Genomic DNA, 5,708 nt, shown 5'->3' with positions numbered 1-5,708 from the left:
GCCCGCGCCGCGGCGGCGGGCCCCGCCCCGGCACTGCCCGAGGACGCCGGCGCCGAGGCCGGCCTGCGCGCCGAGCTGGCCGAGGCCGTCGACTCCCTCGCGCCGGAGCTGGTGGCGCTGTCGCGGGACCTGTACGCCCACCCGGAGGTCGGCTACGCCGAGCACCACGCGGTCGCTGCCGTCGCTGAACTGCTGCGCGCCCACGGCATTACCCCGAGTGTGGGCGTGTTCGGCATGGATACGGCCCTGCGGGCGGAAATCGGCACCGTCGCCGCGACCGATGCCGCAGAGCACGGGGAGTCGCGAGACGCCGATGAGGCGCAGCCGCCCGCCACCGCCGGCTCCCACGTCCCGACCATGGCGATCCTGGCGGAGTACGACGCCCTGCCCGGCGTCGGCCACGGCTGCGGACACAACGTCATGTGCGCCAACTCGGTGGGCGCCTTCCTCGCGCTGGCCGAGCTTGAACGCCGCCGCCCTGGAGCCCTGCCCGGCCGCGTCATCCTGCAGACCACGCCGGCCGAGGAGTCCGACACCGCCAAGGAGATCCTCGCCCAGCGCGGCATGCTCGACGGCGTCGACGCCGCCATCCAGACCCACGCCTACGCCCACGACCTGGCCGACCAGACCTGGCTGGGGGTGCGCCGCATGAGCGCCGTGTACACCGGTATCCCCTCCCACGCCTCCTCCCAGCCGTTCATGGGGCGCAACGCCCTGGACGCGGCTACTCTGGTGCTTACCGGCCTGGGCCTGCTGCGCCAGCAGATCCTGCCCATGGACCGGGTGCACGCCGTCGTCGACGACGGCGGGCAGGTCGCCAACGTCATCCCCGAGCGCGCCGAGCTCAACCTCATGGTCCGCTCCAAGTATCCCGAGACGCTCAAGGACCTGGTGGGGCGCGTGGAGGACCTGCTGCGCGGGGCGGCGCTGATGACCGGCACGGGGGTGGAGATCATTACCGACGCCAACACCAATGAGATGCCGGTGCGGTCCAACGCCCCGCTGCTTCAGGCCTGGGTGCGTTCCCAGCGGGAGCGCGGCCGCGACCCGCTGCCCGCCGGGGTGGTGACGGAGACGGTTGCGGCGGGCACCGACTTCGGGAACGTGTCGCTGCGCGTGCCCGGCATTCACCCGCTCATCAAGGTCACCGACCGCGACGACGTCGCCCTGCACACCCGCGAGATGGCCGCGGCCGCGGGCTCGCCCACCGGTGACGCCGCCGCCGTCGACGGCGCCTACGGGCTGGCCGCCGTCGCCCTGGACTGGCTTCACGACGCCGAGTTGCGCGATGCCGTGCGCGCCGACTTCGAGGCCGCCGGCGGGGCCGTGGACGTCGCCGGATTCTGGGAGGAGTGAGCCCGAGGCGACGTCGCGCCGTGGCGGCCCGCCCCTGGATGGGGCGGCCGAAGCCGGGCGCAGCCGATCTGCCACGGTGCGTGCGGCAGGTCCGGGTCCCGGCCCCGGCGGCGCGTTACGCGGCCAGCGCCTCACGCATGACGTCCAGGCCCACGCTGCCCAGGCGCAGTGCTCGGGTGTGGAAGTCCTTCAGGGACTCGCCGCGGCCCAGCGCCTCGTCGCGGGTTGCCTCCCACAGCCGCTGGCCAACCGCGTAGGAGGGCGCCTGCCCCGGGAAGCCCAGGTAGCGGTCCAGCTCGAAGCGCAAGAACGACTCGGTCATGGCCACGTTATGACGCAGGAAGGCCCAGGCGGAGTCGGCGTCCCAGGTGCCGTCGCCGACGCCGGGCAGCTCGGCCAGCTCCGGCGGGCGCCGCTTGCCCAGGTGCACGCCGATGTCCAGCACCACGCGGGCGGCCCGCAACCGCTGGGAGTCGAGCACGCCCATGCGGTCGCCGGGGTCGTCCTGGAAGCCGAGGTCGGCCATCAGCTGCTCGGCGTACAGGGCCCAGCCCTCGCCGTGGCCGCTGACCCAGCAGGCCAGGCGGCGCCAGGCGTTGAGTTCGTCGCGCACATAGGTCTGCATGCCGACCTGCAGGTGGTGCCCGGGCACGCCCTCGTGGAAGACGGTGGTGCGCTCCTGCCAGGCGGCGAAGGTGTCCGTCCCCTCCGGCACGGACCACCACATGCGCCCGGGCCGGGTGAAGTCGTCGCTCGGGCCCGTGTAGTAGATGCCGCCGGTGGCCGACGGCGCGATGCGGCACTCCAGGGTGCGCAGCGGGGCGGGGATGTCGAAGTGGGTGCCGTCCAGCGCCGCGATGGCCTCATCGGCGGTGCGCTGCATCCACGCCTGCAGGGCGGCGGTGCCGTGGATGGTGCGCGCCGGGTCGGCATTGAGCCGGTCCATGGCCTCGCGCACGCTCACGCCCTCGCCATACAGCTGCGCGGCGATCGCCCGCTGCTCGGCGTCGATGGCTGCCAGCCGCTCGCGGCCCCACTCGTAGGTCTCATCCAGGTCGACCGTGGCACCCAGGAACTGGCGGCTGAAGCGGGTGTAGCGCTCGCGGCCCACGGCGTCCACCTCACCGGCCAGCGGCGCGATCTGTTCGCCCAGGAAGTCGGCGATGCGACCGTAGGCGGCGCGGGCCTGCGCGGAGGCGTCACGCAGCTCCGCCTGCAGCGACTCGGACAGGGGTGCGCCGTCGGCGGTGGTGGCAGCGTCGATGAGGGCCGTGTAGGAGCTGGAGGACTCCGCCGCCTGAGCGCGGGACTGGTTGATGCAGGCCTCTACCTGGCGGCGGGCGGCCACGTCGCCCCGGCCGGCGGCCAGGCGCAGCGAGTCGGCGTACTCACTCAGGGCCCGCGGCACGTCGCGCAGGCAGGCGGCGAAGTCCGCCCAGTCGGCCTCGGTGGCGGTGGGCAGGTTGTCGAACAGGTCCCGCAGGTTCTGGATGGGGGAGTCGATGTTGTCCAGGCGGCGCAGCGCCTCGCCGGCCTCGGCGGACTCAATGCTGACGCCCAGCCGCTCGCGCATGGCGGCCACGGTGACCCGGTCGACCGCGTCAACCGGGGCGACCTGCTCCAGCTCGGTGAGTGTGCGGCGGTCCAGCTCGGTCAGCGCCTCGAGCGCCTCGGGGGAGTAGCCGTCCAGTTCGCCGCGGCGGCCGGGCAGGCCCACGGACACGGCGAACTCGGGGGACAGGTCCACCAGGCGCTCCACGTAGCGCTCGGCAACGGCATCCACGGCGGTGGGGCGGCGGGTGGAGCCGCCGCTGGGCCGGGCCGCAGCGGGTGGCGGGGAGGGGATGTCGGAGGGAGTCTCGGTCATGCGCCGAGACTAGGCCACAGGGAGGTTGTCTCCAGCTCCGGAGAGCTTCGCGATGCGTGCGGCCGCAGACGAAAACGGTCAGCGCGCGCACGGAACCGGGGGCTCCAGATGCGTTCGCGCGGGGCCCGGGCGCGGCGCACGCTTAAGCCTCTTGCCTATCCGGCTTGTCGGCAAGTTTTGCCTGATATTCCAACGTTCATCTATCCAGGGTGAAGGACACCGATCGGCTCCTGCGTGCGCCGAGGCTGCTGGCGCACGCAGGAGCGGCCTCGCCACTCAAACGGATCATTGGTTTCCGCATATTTCCGCGGAATCGCTGGAGCCCCATCGACTCTAAGCGTGCGCCGCCCACGTCAGGGCGGACTCCCTGCGCGGGAGTCTGGGTGGGATTCGGTTCAGTTCAGGGGTGCGTACTTGTCTCGCAGCACCTGCAGACCGGGACCGAAGCTCCGCTCCAGTACGTCCCCGTGGCGCGCCAGCATCTCCAACTTGTACAGGTCGTGCCGCACGAGTTCGGTCACGGGCACCACCAGACCGGGGTGGCTGGTCCAGGCGGCGCGCGAGTGCGCCCCGGCGGAGACGTTCCCGGCAACGAGTTCGCGGTCGTCGATCGAGACGACCACCCACCTGCCGCCCAGCCCGGCTGTGACGGTGTCTGTGGCGGGGTGGGGGTGGACGGTCGCACAGTCGAGGTCGATCTCGCCATAACCGACGATGATGATCTCCACGTCGCGGTCTGCGGCCCGACGCAGACTGTCTTCCAGGGCGGGCACGTCCTGCGCCCACAGTTCCGCGAGGATGCGGTGCTGCGCGGCGGCGATGAGTCGGTTGGCCCTCTCGATGATGGCGGCCCGTCCCTGTAGATCCCAGATGGCGCCATCGTGGACGGCATCGGCCGCGAAGGCGGACAAGGACGCCTCGGCGGCATCGAGGCTGTCGTTGAAGCGAGAGCGCAGACGGGAGATGAGTTCGCGCGGCGGCAGCGGCGCGTACATCTGGGGATTGCCGCGGGAGACCTGGACGTAGTCGTCGGCGGCGAGGGAGGCGAGCACCTCGTAGATCTTGGAGCGGGCGATCCCGGCCCGCTTGGCGATGGCATACCCGGTTGCCGGCGCCTCCTCCAGCAGCGCCAGGTAGGCACGAGACTCCCAGTCGGTCATTCCCAGCGCCTGCAACTGCTCCGCCACTGAAACCATGATCCCCGTCCTCCGATCCTCAACTTGGTGCTGGGGCGGAGACGACGCCGCGCCCGCACGATGGCCATCGGTCACGATGCATCGGCCGCAGTGTCTGCCGGTGCGTGACGCGCCTGAGCTGCTCGGGCGGCATCGAGTACCCCGTCGAGCACCCAATCGGGAGCATAGTCACCCCATAAATTGCTCGCATAGTCACCCAATGGGTGACTACTATGTCCCGCGTGGGGCGAGCCCACCCCGGCCTCAGCCTGAAGTCGAGTTGGTATCCCGCTCTACCCAACCGGTTCGCAGGCGGGGGCAAACGCTGCCCGCCTGTCAAATATCGTCAATGCCGCGAGGAGACCCGCTGTGAGTCAGCAGAACTCGACCGCCCGCAAGATCGTCATTGTCATCGCCGAGGGCACCACTGCCGCCAGGGCCGCGAACGCCAGCGCCCTGTTGGCACTGACCATTGGCGCCCGCCACGCGGACCTAATCGGGCCGGATGTGCCCGACGCCGATGGACGTATGCACGCCGGCATCTCCGACACCCCCGTTCCCGTGCTGGTCGCGCCCGCATCCCAGTTGGCCGAACTAGCGCAGGCGCAACCGCCCATCGAGGTCATCGGCTTCACCAAGACGGCGGCCGGGGCGCACACCTATGACAAGTACACCCGCGCGCTCGCGGCCGTCGCCTCCGCGGACCTGGACTACCTGGCCGTGGCGCTTGTCGGCCCGCGCGCACAGGTCACCTCACTGACCGGCTCTCTCCCGCTGTTCCGCTGAGTAAATGGGCGTCCGAGTTCGGCACATTGCCGTTGGCGATTGCTGGTGCTGATCGCGAGGTCGTGTGATTCCAAGGTTCTGCCCGCGGCTGTCGGCGACGTCGGAGTCGTTAATGCTGATCCTGGACAGCGTTGGGCCGACAGGCACGGGACTCGGCGTCAACGGCAGGCCGCGTGGGCGAACAGGCCTCCCACGCGCCCGACGTCACCCCGGATTCCAGCACCGCGCGCCGTTGCTGGGAGAGCTGGTTTGTGTCTGCGGGGGGGATGACCCACGCCGCCGGGCACGTGCCGGTTGAGCTGATGGGCGTGTTCTTCGGGCGGGATTGGTGCGTACGCCGGTGCAGGGCGGCGGTGTAGGGCAGCCAGGGGCAGAACGGCGTCGTGGGTCGGCGGCGCTGGGCTGACGGTTCGTACCTTTGCACAGACGATTCGTACTTTCTTACAACTGTGCTGTCTCCACACTTCTGGGACGGTTGAGTCTCATGACTTCTGGGACGGTTGAGTCTCATGGGTTTTGGGACG

Annotated in this window: 4 protein-coding genes; 2 read left to right on the top strand and 2 right to left on the bottom strand. The window is 70.9% G+C overall.

The features are described 5' to 3' along the window. Positions 1 to 1,356, top strand: a 1,356-nt coding sequence (locus GZ997_RS05855) for an amidohydrolase (protein WP_162679221.1), incomplete at its 5' end; no start/stop codon positions are given. Positions 1,357 to 1,471: 115 nt separating this feature from the next. Here GZ997_RS05855 and GZ997_RS05850 read toward each other — a convergent pair. After that, positions 1,472 to 3,223 (bottom strand): DUF885 domain-containing protein, encoded by a 1,752-nt coding sequence (locus tag GZ997_RS05850; RefSeq protein WP_162679220.1) that lies wholly within the window; start codon positions 3,221 to 3,223, stop codon positions 1,472 to 1,474. 395 nt (positions 3,224 to 3,618) lie between these two features. Then, the gene (locus GZ997_RS05845; protein ID WP_162679219.1) at positions 3,619 to 4,419 is read right to left on the bottom strand and encodes a TrmB family transcriptional regulator; all 801 of its coding nucleotides are present in this window, start codon (positions 4,417 to 4,419) and stop codon (positions 3,619 to 3,621) included. Between the two features lie 348 nt (positions 4,420 to 4,767). Between GZ997_RS05845 and GZ997_RS05840 the strand changes: the two genes are divergently transcribed. Next, positions 4,768 to 5,184 carry a DUF2000 domain-containing protein gene (locus tag GZ997_RS05840; RefSeq protein ID WP_161923326.1) on the top strand — a complete coding sequence of 139 codons (417 nt, stop codon included), beginning with the start codon at positions 4,768 to 4,770 and terminating at the stop codon, positions 5,182 to 5,184. The last annotated feature ends 524 nt before the right edge of the window (positions 5,185 to 5,708 follow it).

Origin of the sequence: Actinomyces sp. 565 (genome assembly GCF_010365615.1) — a bacterium.
In the GTDB taxonomy this organism is placed as follows: Bacteria; Actinomycetota; Actinomycetes; order Actinomycetales; family Actinomycetaceae; genus Actinomyces.
The sequence above is the reverse complement of the archived record's forward strand: the minus strand, read 5'-3'. Positions and strand labels throughout refer to the sequence as shown.